The organism is Gaoshiqia sediminis (assembly GCF_025907915.1).
Taxonomy (GTDB): Bacteria; Bacteroidota; Bacteroidia; order Bacteroidales; family Prolixibacteraceae; genus Gaoshiqia; species Gaoshiqia sediminis.
Genome location: NZ_JAPAAF010000007.1, coordinates 41342 through 60789, shown reverse-complemented (window position 1 = coordinate 60789; position 19448 = coordinate 41342). Strand labels below are relative to the sequence as shown.

The 19448-nt window shown below is 46.3% G+C and carries 18 protein-coding genes and 1 tRNA gene; 4 read left to right on the top strand and 15 right to left on the bottom strand.

The features are described from left to right. Window position 1 precedes the first annotated feature (1 nt). On the top strand, window positions 2–1792 hold the full coding sequence (locus tag N2K84_RS07150) for a histidine kinase N-terminal 7TM domain-containing protein (protein ID WP_282591106.1): 1791 nt from the start codon (window positions 2–4) through the stop codon (window positions 1790–1792). A 35-nt stretch (window positions 1793–1827) separates the two neighbouring features. On the opposite strand, the gene N2K84_RS07145 is transcribed toward N2K84_RS07150, so the two are convergent. From N2K84_RS07145 to N2K84_RS07135, 3 genes are read right to left on the bottom strand one after another with little or no spacing between them, the layout of a single operon-like run. Continuing rightward, a complete protein-coding gene (locus N2K84_RS07145) occupies window positions 1828–3150 on the bottom strand; it encodes a DEAD/DEAH box helicase (protein ID WP_282591105.1) in 1323 nt (440 codons plus the stop codon). Between the two features lie 44 nt (window positions 3151–3194). After that, complete coding sequence (dprA, locus tag N2K84_RS07140; protein WP_282591104.1) at window positions 3195–4301, bottom strand: DNA-processing protein DprA; 1107 nt, start codon at window positions 4299–4301, stop codon at window positions 3195–3197. Window positions 4302–4351: 50 nt separating this feature from the next. Continuing rightward, window positions 4352–4804, bottom strand: a complete 453-nt coding sequence (locus N2K84_RS07135; RefSeq protein WP_282591103.1) for a hypothetical protein — start codon at window positions 4802–4804, stop codon at window positions 4352–4354. 99 nt (window positions 4805–4903) lie between these two features. Here N2K84_RS07135 and aroB point away from each other — a divergent pair, with 99 nt between their 5' ends. Both aroB and N2K84_RS07125 read left to right on the top strand, forming a co-directional pair. Beyond that, window positions 4904–5968 carry a 3-dehydroquinate synthase gene (gene aroB / locus N2K84_RS07130; protein WP_282591102.1) on the top strand — a complete coding sequence of 355 codons (1065 nt, stop codon included), beginning with the start codon at window positions 4904–4906 and terminating at the stop codon, window positions 5966–5968. A gap of 31 nt (window positions 5969–5999) precedes the next feature. Further along, window positions 6000–7229 carry a 3-phosphoshikimate 1-carboxyvinyltransferase gene (locus tag N2K84_RS07125; RefSeq protein ID WP_282591101.1) on the top strand — a complete coding sequence of 410 codons (1230 nt, stop codon included), beginning with the start codon at window positions 6000–6002 and terminating at the stop codon, window positions 7227–7229. Window positions 7230–7359: 130 nt separating this feature from the next. Here N2K84_RS07125 and N2K84_RS07120 read toward each other — a convergent pair whose 3' ends face one another. Both N2K84_RS07120 and N2K84_RS07115 read right to left on the bottom strand, forming a co-directional pair. Then, window positions 7360–8949, bottom strand: a complete 1590-nt coding sequence (locus N2K84_RS07120) for a glycoside hydrolase family 28 protein (RefSeq protein ID WP_282591100.1) — start codon at window positions 8947–8949, stop codon at window positions 7360–7362. Window positions 8950–9125: 176 nt separating this feature from the next. Next, a complete protein-coding gene (locus N2K84_RS07115; protein ID WP_282591099.1) occupies window positions 9126–9566 on the bottom strand; it encodes a nucleoside deaminase in 441 nt (146 codons plus the stop codon). A 92-nt stretch (window positions 9567–9658) separates the two neighbouring features. On the opposite strand from N2K84_RS07115, the gene aspS reads away from it, so the two are divergent. Beyond that, on the top strand, window positions 9659–11413 hold the full coding sequence (aspS, locus tag N2K84_RS07110) for an aspartate--tRNA ligase (protein ID WP_282591098.1): 1755 nt from the start codon (window positions 9659–9661) through the stop codon (window positions 11411–11413). A gap of 59 nt (window positions 11414–11472) precedes the next feature. On the opposite strand, the gene N2K84_RS07105 is transcribed toward aspS, so the two are convergent. The 10 genes from N2K84_RS07105 to gdhA (N2K84_RS07060) form a co-directional block, all read right to left on the bottom strand. Further along, window positions 11473–11811 carry a cupin domain-containing protein gene (locus N2K84_RS07105; RefSeq protein ID WP_282591097.1) on the bottom strand — a complete coding sequence of 113 codons (339 nt, stop codon included), beginning with the start codon at window positions 11809–11811 and terminating at the stop codon, window positions 11473–11475. A gap of 66 nt (window positions 11812–11877) precedes the next feature. Next, window positions 11878–12351, bottom strand: a complete 474-nt coding sequence (locus N2K84_RS07100) for an ExbD/TolR family protein (RefSeq protein WP_282591096.1) — start codon at window positions 12349–12351, stop codon at window positions 11878–11880. A 1-nt stretch (window position 12352) separates the two neighbouring features. Beyond that, on the bottom strand, window positions 12353–12931 hold the full coding sequence (locus N2K84_RS07095; protein WP_282591095.1) for a biopolymer transporter ExbD: 579 nt from the start codon (window positions 12929–12931) through the stop codon (window positions 12353–12355). Window positions 12932–12967: 36 nt separating this feature from the next. Beyond that, complete coding sequence (locus N2K84_RS07090; protein WP_282591094.1) at window positions 12968–13423, bottom strand: hypothetical protein; 456 nt, start codon at window positions 13421–13423, stop codon at window positions 12968–12970. Between the two features lie 7 nt (window positions 13424–13430). Beyond that, window positions 13431–14252, bottom strand: a complete 822-nt coding sequence (locus N2K84_RS07085) for a MotA/TolQ/ExbB proton channel family protein (protein WP_282591093.1) — start codon at window positions 14250–14252, stop codon at window positions 13431–13433. A 147-nt stretch (window positions 14253–14399) separates the two neighbouring features. Then, window positions 14400–14487 (bottom strand) — tRNA-Ser (locus N2K84_RS07080). 61 nt (window positions 14488–14548) lie between these two features. Continuing rightward, complete coding sequence (locus N2K84_RS07075) at window positions 14549–15583, bottom strand: asparaginase (RefSeq protein ID WP_282591092.1); 1035 nt, start codon at window positions 15581–15583, stop codon at window positions 14549–14551. Between the two features lie 43 nt (window positions 15584–15626). Next, on the bottom strand, window positions 15627–16391 hold the full coding sequence (locus N2K84_RS07070; RefSeq protein ID WP_282591091.1) for a TatD family hydrolase: 765 nt from the start codon (window positions 16389–16391) through the stop codon (window positions 15627–15629). A 139-nt stretch (window positions 16392–16530) separates the two neighbouring features. After that, window positions 16531–17865, bottom strand: a complete 1335-nt coding sequence (gene gdhA, locus N2K84_RS07065) for an NADP-specific glutamate dehydrogenase (RefSeq protein WP_282591090.1) — start codon at window positions 17863–17865, stop codon at window positions 16531–16533. A 180-nt stretch (window positions 17866–18045) separates the two neighbouring features. Further along, a complete protein-coding gene (gene gdhA, locus N2K84_RS07060; RefSeq protein WP_282591089.1) occupies window positions 18046–19398 on the bottom strand; it encodes an NADP-specific glutamate dehydrogenase in 1353 nt (450 codons plus the stop codon). Between the last annotated feature and the right edge of the window lie 50 nt (window positions 19399–19448).

Sequence of the window (19448 nt, the reverse complement as noted above, 5' to 3'; positions counted from 1 at the left end):
TATGCCAACCGAAACGGGCGCATATTTAATTAATCTGCTCAGCATACTCTTAGCCCTCACTGCTTTTGGAGGGTTACTGATCAGTTTGTATCTGTACCAATACAAAGAGTCGCCCGGCATGAGGTACCTGGCCCTGATGCAGCTGTCAACGGCAATATGGGCGGTATTTTATTGCCTGGAATACTCCGCAGCCAACCTGGAGACCAAACTATTCTGGTCAAAACTTTCCTATCTGGGCATTGTATATACCCCAATTTGGTTCTACTTGTTTTCCAGACACTTCCGATCGGCCACACGAAAAATATCACGAAAAACAAAAAATGGGCTACTGATTGGGGGCATATTCCTGATTTTGCTGGTAATAACGAATGACCTTCACCACCTGCATTGGGAAAAGGCGGCCATCGACCCGGAAAACAACACAACCATTTACCAGTACGGCCCATTCTTCTGGTTAATTTTTGTATCCATCTATACATTGCTCACCCTCAGTATATTTAATATTTCCCGGTTGATCAAACAGGCAACAAGCCAGACCCATTATGCGTCCTGGCTGATTGTCTTCGCCAGCCTTTTCCCGATTACGGGAAATATGGTTTATGTATTCAAAATAAATCCTATCCCGGGTTTCGACTGGACGCCGAGCTGCTTTTTCATTTCAGGGGTTATCCTGGCCTTTATCAACATGCGCTATGGCACTTTCGAGCTGGTTCCGCTGGCACGCAATAAACTCATCAACATCATGGAAGATGCGGTGCTGCTGATTGATCACCAGCAACGTATTGCCGACATCAACGAACCGATGCTCGGCCTGCTCAACACGGAGCGGAAAGCCCTGATCGGGAAAAAGCTGGCTGATGCCGTTCCCCACAAAAAGGAACTGATCGAGCGCATCGCGTATTCCCCCAAGCCAATCCGCACACAAATTACTACCGAAAAGACCCCTGAGGTCCGGCACCTGGACATGCGCGTTACCCCGCTTTTCGACCACAACAACATGCTTGGGGGCCAACTCATCGTATTACGCGACATTACACAACGCATCCGCAATGAGGAAAAAATACTTCAAACCAACCAGGACCTGAAAAAGGAAATTGAAGAAAATGCCAAGCTTATTGCCGATTTGAATGCCTATGCCCACACGGTGGCCCACGATCTGCGCGACTCCATCGGGGCCGTGGTTTCGCTCTCCGAAATGATTGAGCTTGAAATTAACGAAGAGAATTATGACAGCGCCCTGGAAATAAACAAAATCATTAGCACATCAGCAGAAAAAACCCTGCATGTAATCAAGGAGCTGCTCACCATGTCAACGATCAGGCAGCAAGACATCCAACTGTCGCCTGTAAACATGGGGCAGGTGATAGCGGAATGCGAAAAACGCCTGGATTCGAACATTCAGGAATCCAAAGCCACCATCCTGAAACCCGCCCAATGGCCGGTCATTAAGTCGCATCCGGCCTGGCTCGAAGAGGTTTGGATGAACTACATCAGCAATGCAATAAAATATGGCGGCAGTCCCCCGGTCATCGAATTGGGTTTCGACCAACTTTACGGGCGCAACCAGGTCCGCTTCTGGATCAAAGACAACGGGAAAGGGCTCCCGCTAAAAGCGCAGGAAAAACTATTCAATAAGTTTACCAGGCTCGATCCTTCACGTGCCCAGGGCACCGGATTGGGTTTGTCGATTGTCAAGCGAATTGTGGAAAAGCTGGGCGGCGAAGTGGGTGTTTTCAGTAACGCCATTCCCGGCGAAGGTTGCCTGTTTTATTTTATTCTTTCTGAAAATTGATCACCCGAATATCGCCCGGCTACTCAAAGAACGGTTTATCTCCTTCCACCTGTTTTTCGGAATTTTTTGGTTTTGGAAAAATGTTTTGGCGGGTTCACCGGCTTTTGTGCAGAAGGGCGCCGTTTCTTTTCATGAAAAGCCCCTTTAAATTCCGGATCTTCCAAGCGTTTTTGCCGGTCGATTTCTCGTAACTGATCCTGCCTTTCGGGCTTTGGCGTGTCGGCAATCTCCACTCCCTCAGGAATTTTCCGCTCTGGTATTTCCATGCGGATGATCTGCTCAATTTTTTTCAGATGGTATTCTTCCGCAGGGTCGATCAGCGTAATGGCTTCCCCGTGATTATTGGCCCGGGCTGTCCGTCCGATGCGATGCACATAATCCTCGTAACGTTGCGGAAGGTCAAAATTGATGACATGCGAAATCCGCGACACATCCAGTCCCCGTGCCGAAACATCAGTGGAAATCATAATGCGAATATCGCCGTCCTTAAACGCGTTGATGGCGTTGATCCGCGAGCTTTGCCCTTTATTGGAATGCAAGATGCGCTTCTCACCTTCGGTTTTACGTTTGATGATTTTAAACACACTGTCGGCATGTTCCTTGGTACGCACAAAAATCAACACCCGGTTAAACGTTTCTTCGTCTTGCAACAAATGCTGAATGAGGTTGAGTTTGGTCCGGAAGTTCGGCACCTTAAAATACGACTGCTTAACCAGCTGGGCCGGCGTAGCCGATGGCGCCACTTCAATCCGTTCGGGAAAAGCAAGAAACTCATGGCTCATCTCCTCCACCTTTTCGTTGAAGGTGGCCGAAAACAGCAAGTTTTGCCTTTTCACCGGAATGATTTCGAGCAATTTGCGAATTTGTGGCATGAAACCCATGTCCAACATGCGGTCTGCCTCGTCAATCACCAGGGTTTTTATTTTTTTGAGCGATACAGCCCCTGCCTGGTATAAATCCAGCAACCGTCCGGGAGTTGCCACCAAAATGTCGATACCCGGTTTAATCAGTTCTGCATGTTTGGTCCAGCCAATACCTCCGTAAATTGCGGCGTGCCGCAGGTTGCTGTATTGGGTCAACTCCTCAATATCTTCACCCACCTGTATCGACAATTCACGCGTGGGAACCAGAATAAGCACCCGAGGGTCCTCTCCTTCTGCCTTCACCAGCTTCATAAAAATGGGCAACAGGTAAGCAGCCGTCTTTCCGGTGCCGGTTTGTGCAATCCCAAGCACATCCACTCCCGACCGGATAACCGGAATTGCCTGCTCCTGAATGGGGGTCGGTTCTTCGAAACCAATTTCCTTCAGGGCTTTCAGGATTGATTTATTGACTTTTAATTCTTCAAAACTTGTCATAGGCCGCAAAGATACATCCAAAAATCGACATGCAGAAACGACGATCAACTCAACCGGTACATCTTCCCGGGCAAACTGGCCACCAACCCGTTAAACTCGAGCCCAAGCAAAATGGACGATACTTTCCCCATGGGCATCCCGGCCAGCTGGCATAACTGGTCGATGTAAACCGGGGCATCACCAAGCAGGTCAACAATTTTTTGTTCCTCGGGACGAAGTTCAACAAAAAGCTGCCGTTGAATTTTGCGAGGCTTGTCAATCTGGGGTTGCCACGACATAAAATACTCCAAATCATTCAGCGATTCGATCAGATTGGCTTTACTTTCCCGGATCAGCGCATTGCACCCGCGGGAATAAGTATCGCTGCTACGCCCCGGCACAGCAAATACATCGCGGTTGTACGAGTCGGCAATGTCTGCTGTAACCAGCGAACCGCCTTTTTCCGCCGATTCAACAATAACCGTAGCATCGGCCAAGCCGGCAATGATACGGTTGCGCCGAAGAAAATTCTGCCGGTCGATCTTTGTCCGGCTCATAAAATCGCTCACCAAGCCTCCATTTTCCCGCATCTTTTGAGCAACGCTTTTATGTAACGCCGGATATACTTGGTCCAGGCCGTGGGCCAATACGCCAAGGGTTGGTACCTGGTATTTCAAACAAGCCTTATGGGCTGCCACATCAATGCCATAAGCCAAGCCACTCACCACACAGTAACCACCCCGCTGCGCCATTCCCGCAACCAGATCGTCGCAAAATTTCCGACCATAGTCAGTCGCATTGCGGGTACCGACCAAGGCAACCATTTTGCTTTCGTTAAAGTTGATGTGCCCGGTTGAAAACAGCACCAACGGCGCGTCAACGCAACGCTTTAACCGCATCGGATAATTATCGTCCAAATAAAAAGAAGCCCGGATTTGATGGCTTTGCATAAAGTGGATTTCCTCTTCTGCCCGTTCTGTCAATTGGTGAGCAATAATATTACGGGCCAGGACTTCGCCAATGCCAGGTACTTTCCTGAGCGTTTTTTCGGAAGCATGAAAAACGGCTTCGACACTGCCCAGGTAGGCAACCAAACTTTTGGCATTGACACTGCCAATGCCGGGAATTAACGACAATGCCAGTTGATATTTGAGATTGTGGGAGTAATCCATCTGGAAATGTTTATGATCAATTTAGACCTTTCCGAAGAAATACACAAGCTTTAGCGAACGAGCTGCAATATTTCAGTTAAATCGTGCTGAATAGCCTGAATTTCTTCGCGCGACAATCCGGCCAAACTCACTTCTGGATATTCGGCAATCCCCTTACTGGTCCTGATAGACAGGTACAAATCCGAAAATAAAAGCACCTTTTTAACTTTTGCTGAATACAGCAAATGTTTGTCAAACTCAATCGCGTTATACTCCTTCCCAAATAACGACACCACCGGATAGTAGCGCACCAGTAGCTTTCCCCCTTCAGAACTGTAATACACGTAATTCATATTGACAAACTGGAAGCCTACGACGAACAAAACCAAAACACCGCCTGCAATCAGGGCACCGGCATTGTTTTCTTTCCAAACAAAAAACAGGGCTACCAGCAACAGAAACACAACTACCAGGTTAAAAATGCGCTTTATTCTTCTTGTTCGTTTTTTGTTTGAAATTTCCATAACTAATTAATGAATCGTAAATAATAACCGCAAGCTGCTTTTCAATTAAAAGGGCTTCTGAAAATATATTAACTTTGCCGTCACGAAAAATCGGACAAAATGGCTCCATCAAAAATACACTCAAATATTATCTTTTCCCAGCAGATTGAAGCGGAACTCAGCAAAATCATTGATGGGTTCCCTGCCGGAAAAGTTTTTCTGCTCACCGAGGACGTTCCCGACAAACTGTGCCTGCCGTTGATCGGTCAACTCATCGAAACCCATCATATTCGAAAAATCGTGATTCGTGGCGGCGAAACCAATAAATCGATCCGCTCGGTGGAACAAGTTTGGGAAGTACTGTCGAAACACGGAGCCGACCGTAAATCGCTGCTCATCAACATTGGCGGAGGCATGCTCACTGATCTGGGCGGTTTTGCGGCTTCAACCTTCAAGCGGGGAATGGCTTTCGTAAATATCCCCACCACCCTGCTGGCCCAGGTTGATGCTTCGCTGGGAGGAAAAACCGGCATCAACTTTAACGGGCTGAAAAACGAGATCGGTGTTTTTAACGAGCCGGATGCCGTTATTATCAACACCAACTTTCTGAAAACAATCGACCACGAAAACTTTTTGTCGGGTTTTGCCGAAATGCTGAAACACGGTCTGATAAAAAGCCCGGAACACTGGGAAGAACTGATGACTTATAATTTAGGGCAAATCGATTACGAAGCGCTGCAGGCGATCATCGCCCACTCGGTTGCGGTAAAAGAATGGCATGTATTGAACGATCTTACCGAAAAAAATATCCGCAAAGCACTTAACTTCGGCCACACGGCCGGACATGCTTTTGAAAGTTACGCCCTGTACGAAGGTCGCCCCATCTTGCACGGATATGCCGTTGTTTACGGGATGATTGTGGAACTGTACCTGTCGGCCAAAAAATGTGGGTTTAATGAAACGGAACTCGAAACCATCTCCGGATGGTTGCTTCAAAAATACGGTAAATTTGACATTGCCAGGCAAGATTACGAAGCTTTGTACGAATTGATGACCCACGATAAAAAGAACGAAGGCAGCCGCATCAACTTTACACTGATTTCTGAAATCGGGAAAGTGGAAATCAACCAGGATTGCCCGAAAGAATTGATTTTTGAGGCGTTGGATTATTACCGCCAACTGTAGCATTTTTTTGACTTTTGACTTTTGATTTAAAATGAAATACCAGCTTTCCAAACCAGATAAAACAATCAACGGCAGCATCAAACTGCCGGCATCAAAAAGCATCGCCAACCGTGCCCTGATTATCCATGCGCTAAGCTACAGTCCTTATGAAATCGAAAATTTATCCGATAGCGACGACACCAAGGTCATGCAACGGGTATTGACCTCAAACACCAATGTATTTGACATTGGCCACGCCGGAACGGCAATGCGTTTTCTGACCGCATTCCTGGCGCAAATTGTGGGTGAATGGACCCTCACCGGTTCGGACCGGATGAAGCAACGGCCAATTAAGATCCTGGTTGACGCGCTGAACAAGCTGGGTGCAAAAATCGAATATCTGGAAGAAGAAGGATTTCCGCCGCTGAAAATTTACGGCTCGCATCTCAAAGGCAACATCTTGGAGTTGGATGGGAGCGTGAGCAGCCAATACATTTCGGCCCTGCTAATGATCGCTCCCACGCTGGAAGGCGGACTGACACTACGGTTGAAAAACAAAGTAACCTCGCGTTCATACATTGAACTGACCCTTGGGCTAATGAAACAGTTTGGGGTAAAATCAGTTTGGAAAGGTAACGAAATCCGCATCAACGAGCAGGACTACCAGCCTTGCGAATTCACCGTGGAAGCTGACTGGTCAGGCGCCTCGTACTGGTACCAGCTGCTGGCCCTGGCCGGAGCGGGTGAAGTGGAACTACAACACCTGAACCTGATGAGTTTGCAGGGCGATTGCGCCATTGCCCCTTGGTTCAAGCAATTTGGGATAGAGAGCCAGGCAACCGCAAACAGCATCATCATCCGAAAAACAGCAGATATTCAACCCAAAAACCTGTCGCTAAATTTTGCCGAAAACCCCGATGTGGCTCAAACCATGGCGGTGTTGTGTGTGCTGAAGAAGGTCCCATTCCACTTCACCGGGTTGGAAACCCTGAAAATAAAAGAAACAAACCGCATTGCCGCCCTGCAAAATGAGCTGTCAAAATTCGGCGCACAACTAACAGAACCACATCATGGTGAACTGGCATGGGACGGCACGTTCCCATTCGAAAAGAAAGAAGTGCCCTGCATCACCACCTATCATGACCATCGCATGGCACTCGCCTTTGCCCCTGCCGCCCTGTTTGGCACCATTGAAATTGACGACCCGATGGTAGTAACCAAATCGTACCCGGCCTATTATGACGACCTGAAACTTGTAGGTTTTGATGTGGCCCAAGTTTAAATGAGATGAAGTGCATTACAACACGCGAAACACTGATCCTACACATTAATAAAAAGAGTCACGACCTTCCATCCGGCAGATCGTGACTCTTTCAATTTTGGCAATTCGATAAGAATAAATCCGTGTAAACTCATTCTGCTCTGGTCCACAATTGATTTTCAACATTTATGCACTCCTCGATCAGTATGGAATCGGACAAATCGCCCTGAACATCAAGAACAACCGGAGCAGCAGTGTTAAACCGGATATTGTCAAACTGAACATTCCGGGCATCCAGCAATCCAACTACGCTATCGTTGGAACCAATACGCATATTCCGGAAAGAAGCGTTCACCAGATCATGCGCATAAAACAATGTTTTGCAGTTCTTTACTTCAACATTCTCAATGGATAAGTCCTCAAGCGGCGACTCGGGAATACCATTAACACGTACAAAGTTGGAGCAATTCTCAATCAGGATATCCTTCGCCTGAATGTTTTTATATTTTGGTGTAAGGTCATTCACATCTCTCACCGGCAACCGGTCGGCCAGTTCACCAACATACATTTTACCGCCAAGCATGTCCCAACGAAAAGCTGTGTTTTTCAAATTCATGCGGATTCGCTCGTAAATCAAATTCTCACCTCCACCTCCTCGGGGACGTCTGGTTTTAAACCTAATTCCAACCCCCGTGTCTTCAAACACGCAATCGTGTACATACAAGTTGCGGATCATGCCGGCAGTTTCACTTCCGCAAGTTATTGCGCCGTGTCCTTCACGTGCCAGACAATAACGCACCACCACATTTTCGGTCGGTCTGTTCACGCGTAGGCCATCTTCTCCTCGACCTGCTTTCATGGTGAAACAATCGTCTCCACAACTCAATGTGCTGTATTCAATTAACACATTCCGACTTGATTCAATATCAATTCCGTCGCCCCGCGGAACACCGACCGAATTAACATGGATTCCGCGAATGATCACGCCATCGCAATAAATTGGTACAACATTCCAAAAAGCTGTATTCTCCAGGGATACCCCTTCAATGTAAACGTTCTCACAGTTTATAGGTGAGATGAACATCGGCGCGAAGATCGTTCCGGATTCCTGGCTTCCGTCATACATGCGTTCGTCAATTGGAGTATCAGCCAAAATCACATTTTCTATCACGCCCGACCTGTCAATACGGTCACGTATATCGCCGCCGGTTGGGCCAATTAAATTTCCCGAACCGGTTACAGCAATATTTTTCTGATTATTAGCATAGATACATGCGCCCAACGACATCACTTCAACTCCTTCAATTCGGGTAAAAACAGAAGGCTGAAAGTCCTTTACCCAACCGCTAAAACGCAAAATACTTCCGGCTGGAATTTGCAAATTAATGTTGCTCTTCAATTCGACCCTACCGGTTAACCACTCGCCCTCAGGAATAATCACCGTACCTCCGCCTTGCTGACTTAAAGCAGAAATAGCACTGTTAATGGCAACTGTATTGATCTGATTATTGGAAAGCTGGAGCACCACGGTATCGGCAGGAAATACCGGTTTCTTGAACTCGATTGTTTCAAAAGGGGCTTCAACCGGAGCAATTTCATCAGGCAGCTTAGTATGTCCGACTTCGTCAATTACCGGAATTTGAGCAAGCGCCCAATCGTTATCCTTTTTCCCGGAACTGTCACAGGCTGACAGCATGCCAACAAAAGCAACAAATAACAGAGAGATACATTTAAAATTCATAATTCATTAGGTTGAGATTCGTTTCAATAATTTCTGATGACTTCACACAAAGCTAAACAACTTTCTAATTCTATGAAAACGTTTACAATAAAATACCCATCCAATTTAGAAGTCCTTTTCAAATCCATTCATATCCTTAAATTGGGAAAATCAATAAGAACAATGTTACCCAACAGTTATCGTCTCTCCTGAAAAAAGGCAGTCATCAGGTCGGAACAATCATCTGCCATCACACCACCTGTAACTTCCGTTTTAGGGTGCAATGCCTTGGGCGCAAATTTGGAGAAACCGCGTTTTTCATCGGCGGCACCGTACACAAGCCGTCCGAGCTGCGCCCAGCCCAACGCGCCGGCGCACATAACGCAAGGCTCCAGAGTAACATACAACGTGCATTCATTCAAATACTTACCACCTACCAGATTAGATGCAGCCGTGATGGCCTGCATCTCGGCATGAGCCGTTACATCAGTCAGCGTCTCTGTCAGGTTATGAGCCCGGGCAATTATCCGATTATTGGCAACAACCACCGCTCCCACCGGAACTTCCCCCTGATCGTACGCAAGCCGGGCTTCCTGAAATGCCCGCTTCATAAAGTAAACATCATCGAACGGCTCCATCACTCAAATCAATTCAATATTAATGGCAAACCTACAATTTTAATTGCTAAAATCTACTTATTTTTGCTGCCGAACAAAAAGAAACAGCAACTATGTACAGAACGCACACCTGTGGTGAATTACGCCTTGAGCAGCAAGGAATCGAAACGACCCTCGCCGGTTGGGTACAACGCAAACGCGAATTGGGTGGGATGACTTTTATTGATTTGCGCGACCGCTACGGAATAACCCAATTGGTTTTTGATGAAAACAGTCCGGCTGAAATCAAGGAGAACCTTAAAAAACTGGGACGTGAGTACGTCATTCAGGTTAACGGGTTAGTACGCGAACGCAGCAGCAAAAATATAAATATACCAACCGGGGAGATTGAAATCGATGTAAAAAAACTGACGGTGCTTAGTCCCTCGGCTGTTCCTCCGTTTACAATTGAGGATGAAAGCGATGGTGGTGACGATATACGCATGAAATACCGCTACCTGGATCTGCGCCGCAATCCGGTTCGCGATACACTGGTGTTGCGATCAAAAATGGCACACGAAGTGCGTTCATACCTAAATGCCAGGGAATTTATCGAGACCGAAACTCCGGTCCTGATGAAATCGACCCCGGAAGGAGCCCGCGACTTTATTGTTCCGTCGCGCCTGAATCCCGGCGAATTTTACGCGCTGCCACAGTCGCCGCAAATTTTCAAGCAGCTGTTGATGGTGGCCGGCTTCGACCGCTACTACCAGATCGTGAAGTGTTTCCGCGACGAGGACCTGCGTGCTGACCGCCAGCCTGAATTTACCCAGATCGACTGCGAAATGTCGTTTGTAGAACAAGAAGATGTGCTTGCCACCTTCGAAGGATTGACAAAGCACCTTTTTAAAACTTTAAAAAATACTGAAGTGGGTGATTTTCCGCGCATGCCCTACCGCGAAGCCATGGAAGATTATGGTTCGGACAAACCGGATACCCGCTTTGAGATGAAGATTAAAAATCTCACCGAATTGGCAAAAGGAAAAGATTTCAAAATTTTTGACGAAGCTGATTTCATTGGAGGGATTTGTGCCAAAGGTTGCAGCGAATATACCCGCAAACAGCTGGATGAGCTGACAAACTGGGTGAAGCGTCCTCAAATTGGGGCAAAAGGACTGGTCTATGTGAAATTCAACACGGATGGATCGGTAAAATCGTCGGTGGATAAATTCTACTGCGAAGACGACTTAAAGGCTTGGGGAACTTCATTTGGTGCCGAACAAGGGGATTTGATCCTGATACTTTCGGGTGATAAATCACACACGCTAAACGCTCTTGGCGAACTTCGTCTGGAAATGGGCAACCGACTTGGACTCCGTGACAAAAATATCTTCAACCCACTTTGGGTTGTCGATTTCCCACTTTTGGAATGGGATAGTGAATCCAAACGTTTTTACGCCATGCACCACCCGTTTACTTCGCCCAAACCCGAGGATATTCCGCTGTTGGAAACCAATCCAGAACAGGTACGCGCCAATGCATACGACCTGGTTATCAACGGGGTTGAAATTGGCGGTGGGTCTGTCCGTATTTTCAACTCGGAACTCCAATCCTGCATGTTCGATTTATTGGGTTTCACAAAAGAGGAAGCACAAGCTCAGTTTGGCTTTTTGATGAGCGCCTTTAAATTCGGCGCACCGCCCCACGCTGGCATTGCGTTTGGATTCGACCGTCTGGTATCTATGTTCGCCGGGCTGGACAGTATCCGCGATACGATCGCCTTCCCTAAAAACAACTCCGGCCGCGATGTGATGAACGATGCTCCATCACCGGTAGCAGAGGGCCAGTTAAAAGAACTACGTATTAAACTCGATTTAAACGATCGTTAAAATCGCAAACATATCGCCATAAAAAAGGGAACTGCAAAGCTCCCTTTTTTTTTATTACCCTACTTCAAAAAATCTTCGCGAATTGGGTTAAAACTATCCACAAGCCGGGCCTCCCCCGATAATAACTGAATAGTGTGCTTTTTTCCGGAAGCTACCGCAAACATATCGCCGGCTTTCAGCCTGACAGGGTCCTCTCCTTCACAAAAAAAGAGGATTTCACCAGCTGCAATATAAGAGGTTTGTTCGTGCGGATGACTGTGTGGTGGCTCTGGTTCACTCCAGGGTCCATCAGTAAAATCAATCAAAACAGTCATTAAGTTATCGGTGTGAATAATTTTCCTTTCCAAACCTTCACGTACCTTTTCATAAGGTGTTTGATCAAATAATAAAGTTGCCATCGCAATTAATTTAAATGAAAAAGGGAAACCAAGCAGTTTCCCTTTTCTAATTATTAATACATCCGATTATTCTACAGTAGCTTTCTTCCTTGAAGAGTAGTTAATGTGCAGGGCCGAAGCTTTTCGCAATTCCTGCTTGATATCGGTTACGATACCCATTTTAGTAAATTCATCCACTTTCAGGGAAGTAATCATGAATGGTACCTCTGCCTCATCGCGGGCTTCACGTTCAGCCGTAATGTAATCGAGAATATCTGTCGTATTCGCAAACTGATCATTTAACTGAATACGAGGCTCAGAACCAAACACATTTTGAAATTGCTTATGCGGTGTGCCCACATAAATATAGCTTACCAATGATTTTTTCTCCAATTTGGAAAGTTCAGTCGCTTCAGGAACCGTTACTTTAACTTTCAAAGTAACTTCCCTCATTGTTGTACTTACCATGAAGAAGAAGAGCAACATAAACACGATATCTGGCAATGATGCTGTCGAAATCGGTGGTAATTCCTTAGAGTCACTTTTTCTAAACTTTGACATACTAGTTTCCTCCCACTTTTTTAGGTTCAGCTTCAGAGATTCTTGAAGGATAAATTTCCTTTATCGCGTCTTGTTGATCCTTGTCAAGCTTTTCGTAAGATTTACCAAACTTTTGTTTGGCAAGCTCTTCTCGCAAATCATTGATGGCACCAACCAACTCGTTTTGAACAGCAATGTATGTCCCGTACTGGGTTCCTACATCGTTTCGTAAGGAGATCACCCCTTTTGTAATTCCAACCTGACCGAAATAAGCAACCTCTTTCGGGGTCTTTTCCGGCAAATTTTCGTTGTCATACGGGTTTGCCATAAATTCTTTGGCTTTCTCACGAAGGTCATCAACACGTGTGATTTCTCCTTCTACCAACAACTGGTTATTGGCATTCACCAAAACCACGAAAACGTTACGCTCCTTAATTGGAGGCATATCATCTTCCGGTTGTTCTTCCGGTGGCATAGGGGGAAGTCTGCGTTCAAGACCGCTGTCCACATCCATCGTGGTGGTTACCAGGAAAAAGATCAGCAACATAAAGGCTATGTCAGCCAAAGATGCTGCAGGTATTTCGGGAATTTTTCTAGCCATAATTTAATTTTTTCCTGTATTACAAACCACGTTGAATTATTTAAAAATACGATATACCGATGAAACCGCAATTGCAATGATTGACAGGAAAAGCAAAATGTAAGTTGCATACAATGTTGTTCCAATCCATTTTGAAACAGACTGGGTTAAACTTCCGTCGGCAACAAACTTGTCAACACCATGAAATTGAGGAATGGCATCGGAGGCAAAAGCATAAGATATGGCCAGAACCACGCCGGCAAAAACCAATGCAATTAAACCTTTTTTGGCAGCATCTTTATCAGTAGCAGTATGCAACACGGCAAACACCAAAGCAACAACTGCACTGGCACCCAGCAGAATATACGACCAGGTAAGATTTGTATTGATCCAGGCACCCATAGTTGGATCAGCTTCATTATCACTGAGATTCATCGTTAAAGACACAATCAGAAATGCTGAAACTGCCAAAAGTACCCACATCAAAATGTTTAATACTTTTTCAAGCTTCATAAGTCAATTATTTTTTAAGATTGTGTTTTACTAAAAGGTCGATCAATGAAATAGAAGCATCTTCCATGCTGTTAACGATAGCATCAATTTTGGCTACACAGTAGTTGTAGAAAATTTGCAGGATGATCGCAACAACAAGACCAGATACGGTAGTAATCAAAGCCACTTTAATACCACCGGCAACCAATGACGGGCTAATGTCACCGGCAACTTCAATGGCGTCGAAAGCTGCAATCATACCAATTACAGTACCCATGAACCCAAGCATAGGAGCCAAGGCAATAAACAAAGCCAACCAGCTCAAACCTTTTTCCAACAAACCGGCTTGAACACCTCCGTAAGCCACAACAGTTTTCTCAACAACATCGATACCTTCCTCTGAACGGTCAAGGCCTTGGTAAAAGATACTGGCAACCGGACCACGTGTGTTACGGCAAACTTCTTTAGCTGCTTCGATACCACCGCTGGCCAGTGCTTCCTCTACTTTCACCAATAATTTTTTGTTGTTGCTGGTAGAAAGGTTCAGGTAAATAACCCGTTCCAATGCCATAGCAAGACCTAAAATCAAACAGATCAATACAGTTGACATGAAACCGGCACCACCTTCAATAAATTTTTGTTTTAACTGGCTGTGCAGCGATTTGCCTTCTTCAGAGGCAGCAGCGGCTGCTTCTTCAGCATCGGCGGTCATGTCAACAGCAGGCGCAGCTTGCTGAGCCGCTACTTCTGTAGTTGCCTCTTCAGTTTGATCCTGAGCTACGGCATTGTTCGATGCTCCCAAATAAAGCATCCCAAGAACTGCTATAAACGCAAATAGTTTTTTCATCATTGGTTTTAATTTTAATTAGTAAATCTCCTTAATTTAATTCTATACTATTTGTTTTTTATTCTTACTGATGATAAGGAATTTGGTTCCCGATCATTTTCAAAACATTTTCTTTCAAGGTTTGTTAATGAACTTAACCAACCGTTTTTGCGGAGAGAGAGGGATTCGAACCCTCGGTACCCTTTTGAGGTACACACGCTTTCCAGGCGTGCCAGTTCAGCCACTCCTGCACCTCTCCTTTGTTTCCGGCATCGCATTTTCAGGCCGCAAAATACAAAAAAATTGTGAAAAAAAAATTCCTACTCACTTATTTCACCGCTCAGGCTTTTATTCAAATGTAACTTTGTGTCAGCATCACTCAAGCCTTGCCCCAGCAGAAACATCAATTTAGTCACCGCGGCTTCAGTGGTCATATCTTTTCCGCTTACCACGCCGGCTTTCAAGAGTTCGCGGCTCGCCTGATAATGACCCATTTTCACAGCGCCACCTTCGCATTGAGTAACATTTACTATAATAATCCGCTGCCTGATAGCCTTTTTTATCAGACGCATCAACCAGGGAGAAGTTGGCACGTTCCCGGAACCGAAGGTTTCGAGCACAATTCCTTTCAATCCAGGGATATTAATGATCTGCTCGAAAACGGCCTGACTCATCCCGGGAAATATTTTCAGCACAACCACATGATCGTCAAAATTGGTCCTCACCTTCAGTATTCCTTTGTTTTGGGGATGATAGATATTTTCGTGGTAATATTTTATATCCACGCCCGCTTTAGCCAGCAGCGGATAATTGGTGGAGCTGAATGCGCTGAAATGATCGGCATGACGCTTGCTGGTCCGGTTTCCCCGTGATAATTTATTGTCGAAGTAAATGCAAACTTCCGGGACGATAGCCTGCCCACTTTCGTGCGCTGCTGCAATTTCAATTGAAGTGATCAGGTTCTCTTTGCCATCGGTGCGAAGGATTCCGATTGGTAGCTGCGAACCGGTCATCACCACCGGTTTATCCAGATTTTCGAGCATGTAACTGAGCGCCGAAGCCGTATAGGCCATGGTATCGGTTCCGTGCAAAACCACGAAACCGTCGAACTTGCTGTAATTATTCTGAATAGTCCGGGCCAGTTTCCCCCATATTTTGGGGGTCATGTCAGAAGAGTCAATGGGCGGATTGAAGGTAATGGATTCCAAGTGGTAGCCCAACCGGTTTAGCTCGGGCACTTCATCCAATATCTGATCAAACCGGACCGGGCTCAACGCGCCAGTCCCCGATTTTTGAACCATGCCAATGGTCCCGCCAGTATATATGAGTAAAATAGATCGTTTTTGAAGATCCATACAATTAATTAAACGAACGTAGCAAAGGTAAATTAATTTGTTCCTAAATACCGAATAGTTTCTCAGCATTTTCTGTTGTTATCCGGGCAAGCTCGGCAACAGGAAGCTGATGGATCTCGGCAATTTTCCGGGCTACATAAATCAAGTACGAACTTTCATTGCGCTTTCCCCGGAACGGAACAGGGGTCAAATATGGGGCATCCGTTTCCAATAAAATATGAGAAGGATCAACATTGGCAACCACTTGATCCAATCCGCTGTTTTTAAAGGTGACAATCCCGTTTATTCCCAATTTAAAACCTAATCCAACCACTTGCCTGGCTTGCTCTGCCGTACCGGTAAAACTATGAAAAACACCGGACAAGCCCTCTCCTGCTTCGGATTCCAGCACCTCGAAAACTTCCTGAAACGAATCGCGTACATGCACCACCACGGGCAACCGGTACTTTTTGGCCAATTGCAGCTGTTTGCGGAAGGCTTCCGTTTGTTCGTGAATAAAGGTTTTATCCCAGTACAAATCGATCCCGATTTCGCCAATCCCGTAAAATTTTCGTTTTTTCAGCCAGAATTCAATTAACTCCAATTCTTCCTCGTAATCCTCGGTAACCGAAGTAGGGTGCAAACCCATAAGCGGATAGCATATTTGGGGATATTGATCGGTCAGGTCCAGCATCTTTTTTACCGACGAACTATCAATATTGGGGAGGAGAATCTTCCGGACACCGTTCTCGAAGGCGCGCTGCACCACTTCATCCAAATCCTCCGTAAACTCCTCCGAATAAATATGGGAATGCGTATCAATCAACATAGAAAAAAATTTCCTGCAAAGAAAATACTTCTCTGTCAGATCACCCTTTTTTGAATATTATCTAATTGATAATTCAAACCAAAGGCCGGAAAGGACATCTGCTTTTCCTATCCGGCCTTCACAAAAAAATTAAAAAAGACTACACCACTCCTTGTGCCAACATGGCATTGGCAACCTTAACAAAACCGCCTACATTGGCGCCTTTCACATAATTGATGCGTTGTCCGTTATTGCCGTGAAGAACACAAGTTTCATGAATTTCGCGCATGATCAAATGCAATCGGGCATCCACTTCTTCTCGGGTCCAATTCAGTCGCTGGCTGTTTTGAGTCATTTCCAGGCCCGAAACCGCTACTCCCCCTGCATTGACCGCCTTGCCCGGTGCATAATTCAAGTGATTAACCAAATAATCAACAGCCTCAGCTGTGCAGCCCATATTCGAGGCCTCCGCCAACAAGAAGCAGCCATTGGCCACCAGCATTTTTGCATCGTCCAGGTCAACTTCATTCTGCGTGGCACAGGGTAGGGCGATATCCACTTTTTGCTCCCAGGGCTTTTTCCCCGGATGAAATTCGGCCCCAAATTCAGCCGCATACGGTTCCACAACGTCATTATTGGTAGCTCTTAATTCGAGCAAGTAATCCACTTTTTCATCTTTTATGCCAGCCGAGTCATAAACATAACCGTCAGGCCCGGAAATGGTAACCACCTTCCCCCCCAATTCATTAATCTTGGAGATAGCCCCCCAGGCCACATTACCGAAGCCGGAAACGGCAAACGTATGCCCGGCAATTTCTTTGCCCAAACGTTCAAGCATATAGCTGACAAAATAAACTGCCCCAAAGCCGGTTGCTTCAGGACGTATCAGACTGCCCCCCCAAGCCAGGCCTTTTCCGGTGAGCACTCCGGTAAACTCATTGCGGATTCGTTTGTATTGACCAAACAAATAGCCAATTTCCCGGCCGCCTACTCCAATATCGCCTGCAGGCACATCCGTATCCGGACCAATATGGCGCTGTAGTTCGGTCATGAAACTCTGGCAGAAACGCATAATTTCATTATCCGATTTTCCTTTCGGGCTGAAATCAGAGCCGCCTTTTCCACCGCCCATGGGCAAAGTGGTCAGACTGTTCTTAAACGTTTGTTCGAATCCCAAAAATTTCAATATAGATAAGGTAACGGTGGGGTGAAAACGAAGCCCGCCTTTATACGGTCCAAGTGCCGAGTTGAACTCAACCCGGTAGCCCCGGTTGATACGCACTTCACCCTGATCATCAATCCAGGGTACCCGGAACATGATCACACGTTCGGGTTCAACCATCCGCTCAAGGATCCTGGTTTTTTGATATCTTGGATTTTTCAGGTAAACATCCCAGATGGATTCGACCACCTCATGGACAGCCTGATGAAACTCCTGTTCACCGGGTGTCCTGGCCTTTAAAGCCTCCATAAATTCGTTGATGTCTGTTCTCATCTTGCTCTTTTTGATTCAAAATGAATGTTCATTCTTCCGACAAAGGAAAAAATGAATTGAGTATTAAAAACTGATTTTATGACAACTTTCGGATACGACCGAATGTTTAAAAGCAGCGTCGTAAAATTAAAAAGCTGCCCTGGCTAAAAGGCAGCTCTCAAATCTCAATATACGGAAAGCTCAAACTACTCCCTGGGCCAACATGGCCGTTGCCACTTTTACAAATCCGCCAATGTTAGCTCCGTTCACATAATTGATCCAACCATCGGGCTGGCGTCCGTACTTTCCGCACATTTCATGAATGGTCTTCATGATGGTTTGCAAGCGGCCGTCAACCTCTTCACGGGTCCAGTTCAGGCGCATGTTATTCTGGGCCATCTCCAGTCCCGAAACGGCAACACCGCCGGCATTGGCTGCCTTTCCGGGTGCATATAAAATTTTAGCACGAAGGAATTCATGCACTGCCTCCGGAGTACATGGCATGTTGGCCCCCTCGGCCACCACCTGACACCCGTTGGCAAGTAAAAGCCGGGCGTCCTCCCGGTGAATTTCATTTTCGGTGGCACATGGCAAGGCCACAGCGCAAGAAACCGACCAAGGACGTTTACCTGCCTGATAGTAGCATCCATATTTTTCGGCATACTCCCGAATGCGTCCACGTTGAATATTTTTCAGTTCAAATACAAAGGCCAGCTTATCCCGGTCAATCCCCTCCGGATCGTGAATAAAGCCTGCCGAATCAGACAGGGTGACCACCTTCCCGCCTTGATCAATTACTTTTTGAGCCGCATATTGGGCCACATTTCCCGAGCCGGAGATGGCAACGACCTTCCCGCTGAGCGTCTCCTGCCGGGCTTTCATCATTTCACCAACAAAATAAACCAGGCCATAACCTGTAGCTTCTGGCCTGACTAAGCTGCCGCCCCATTCAATCCCTTTACCGGTGAGCACGCCGGTAAACTCGTTGCGAAGCCGCTTGTACTGCCCGAACAAGAACCCGATTTCCCGGCCGCCAACACCAATATCCCCGGCAGGAATGTCAGTATTGGGGCCGATGTGCCGGTACAGTTCCGTCATAAAACTCTGGCAAAAGCGCATCACTTCCTGGTCGGAACGATCTTTCGGATCGAAATCGGAGCCCCCTTTACCGCCACCCATGGGCAAGCTGGTGAGGCTGTTCTTAAAGACCTGCTCAAAAGCCAGAAATTTCATGATGCTCAGGTTTACGGTTGGATGAAAGCGCAAACCACCTTTATATGGACCGATGGCCGAATTCATCTCAACCCGGAAGCCACGGTTAACCTGCACATTCCCCTGATCATCCAACCAGGGCACACGAAACTGAATAATCCGCTCGGCCTCCACGAGGCGCTCCAAAATTTTCATCCGCAAATATTTGGGGTTATCCAGCAAATAGGGAGCAAGCGACTCTACCACTTCTTGTACTGCCTGATGAAATTCAACCTGGTTTGGATCCCTGGCTTTTACAAATGCCATAAAGTCATTACTAAACCGGTCAACTAAATTTTCCATGATGGTTGCTTTTGTTTTCTTAGAATAAGTTCGGGAATACACAGCACATA

What these genes read in the sequence shown, in the direction of transcription:
- N2K84_RS07100 (WP_282591096.1), bottom strand. Translation starts at nt 12,351, where the DNA reads ATGTCAAAGTTTAGAAAAAGTGACTCTAAGGAATTACCACCGATTTCG.
- N2K84_RS07135 (WP_282591103.1), bottom strand. Translation starts at nt 4,804, where the DNA reads ATGGAAATTTCAAACAAAAAACGAACAAGAAGAATAAAGCGCATTTTT.
- N2K84_RS07115 (WP_282591099.1), bottom strand. Translation starts at nt 9,566, where the DNA reads ATGGAGCCGTTCGATGATGTTTACTTTATGAAGCGGGCATTTCAGGAA.
- dprA (WP_282591104.1), bottom strand. Translation starts at nt 4,301, where the DNA reads ATGGATTACTCCCACAATCTCAAATATCAACTGGCATTGTCGTTAATT.
- N2K84_RS07095 (WP_282591095.1), bottom strand. Translation starts at nt 12,931, where the DNA reads ATGGCTAGAAAAATTCCCGAAATACCTGCAGCATCTTTGGCTGACATA.
- N2K84_RS07145 (WP_282591105.1), bottom strand. Translation starts at nt 3,150, where the DNA reads ATGACAAGTTTTGAAGAATTAAAAGTCAATAAATCAATCCTGAAAGCC.
- N2K84_RS07070 (WP_282591091.1), bottom strand. Translation starts at nt 16,391, where the DNA reads ATGTTGATTGATACGCATTCCCATATTTATTCGGAGGAGTTTACGGAG.
- N2K84_RS07075 (WP_282591092.1), bottom strand. Translation starts at nt 15,583, where the DNA reads ATGGATCTTCAAAAACGATCTATTTTACTCATATATACTGGCGGGACC.
- gdhA (WP_282591090.1), bottom strand. Translation starts at nt 17,865, where the DNA reads ATGAGAACAGACATCAACGAATTTATGGAGGCTTTAAAGGCCAGGACA.
- N2K84_RS07120 (WP_282591100.1), bottom strand. Translation starts at nt 8,949, where the DNA reads ATGAATTTTAAATGTATCTCTCTGTTATTTGTTGCTTTTGTTGGCATG.
- aroB (WP_282591102.1), top strand. Translation starts at nt 4,904, where the DNA reads ATGGCTCCATCAAAAATACACTCAAATATTATCTTTTCCCAGCAGATT.
- N2K84_RS07125 (WP_282591101.1), top strand. Translation starts at nt 6,000, where the DNA reads ATGAAATACCAGCTTTCCAAACCAGATAAAACAATCAACGGCAGCATC.
- gdhA (WP_282591089.1), bottom strand. Translation starts at nt 19,398, where the DNA reads ATGGAAAATTTAGTTGACCGGTTTAGTAATGACTTTATGGCATTTGTA.
- N2K84_RS07105 (WP_282591097.1), bottom strand. Translation starts at nt 11,811, where the DNA reads ATGGCAACTTTATTATTTGATCAAACACCTTATGAAAAGGTACGTGAA.
- N2K84_RS07090 (WP_282591094.1), bottom strand. Translation starts at nt 13,423, where the DNA reads ATGAAGCTTGAAAAAGTATTAAACATTTTGATGTGGGTACTTTTGGCA.
- N2K84_RS07150 (WP_282591106.1), top strand. Translation starts at nt 2, where the DNA reads ATGCCAACCGAAACGGGCGCATATTTAATTAATCTGCTCAGCATACTC.
- N2K84_RS07085 (WP_282591093.1), bottom strand. Translation starts at nt 14,252, where the DNA reads ATGATGAAAAAACTATTTGCGTTTATAGCAGTTCTTGGGATGCTTTAT.
- aspS (WP_282591098.1), top strand. Translation starts at nt 9,659, where the DNA reads ATGTACAGAACGCACACCTGTGGTGAATTACGCCTTGAGCAGCAAGGA.